This is a genomic window from Pseudomonas tremae, assembly GCF_001401155.1.
GTDB classification, from domain to species: Bacteria; Pseudomonadota; Gammaproteobacteria; order Pseudomonadales; family Pseudomonadaceae; genus Aquipseudomonas; species Aquipseudomonas tremae.
In genome coordinates this window covers 1-555 of record NZ_LJRO01000174.1, presented here as the reverse complement: position 1 = coordinate 555, position 555 = coordinate 1, and the positions used below count along the sequence as shown (strand labels likewise).

Here is a 555-nt window from a genome sequence, read left to right as displayed (position 1 = left end):
GACGCTCTGCGTCCTCTTTGCCAAGTAGAGCAAAAAGCTGGTCACACTTTCATCATTTCCACCCACTCAATCGGGATGTACCGTTCGGGCCTCTGATGATTCAAGGATGAACTCATGGGCCGAAGCCGGTACACCATCACCGAACCTGAAAAGCCTCACTTCCTGACCTGCACAGTGGTGGAGTGGTTACCGCTTTTTACCCGGCCTGTTCTGGTGGACATTCTGTTGAATGCCTGGCGCTATCAACAGGCTCATCAAGGGCTGCAGCTCTTCGGGTATGTCGTACTGGAAAACCATTTGCACTTCGTGGCCCAAGCGCCCGCTCTGGACAAATGTGTTAGTAGTTTCAAGTCGTTTACGGCTCGACAGATAATCGAAGCACTTGAGAACGCCAACGCCGAGAGCACGCTGGAGCGTCTGCGATTCGTCAAGCGTCTGCACAAGAGTGACAGGGTTTATCAGGTTTGGCAGGAAGGAGCCCATGCCGAACTGGTGTGGAGCGAAAAGGTTATGCGGCAGAAGCTCGATTACATTCACCTTAACCCGGTAAAGAGG

General features: G+C 52.8%; 1 protein-coding gene. It reads left to right on the top strand.

Annotation, left to right across the window (positions count from 1 at the left end; all coding sequences use genetic code 11):
• Positions 1-114 precede the first annotated feature (114 nt).
• Positions 115-555, top strand: a 441-nt coding sequence (locus tag ALO43_RS12470; RefSeq protein ID WP_054997605.1) for an REP-associated tyrosine transposase, incomplete at its 3' end; no start/stop codon positions are given.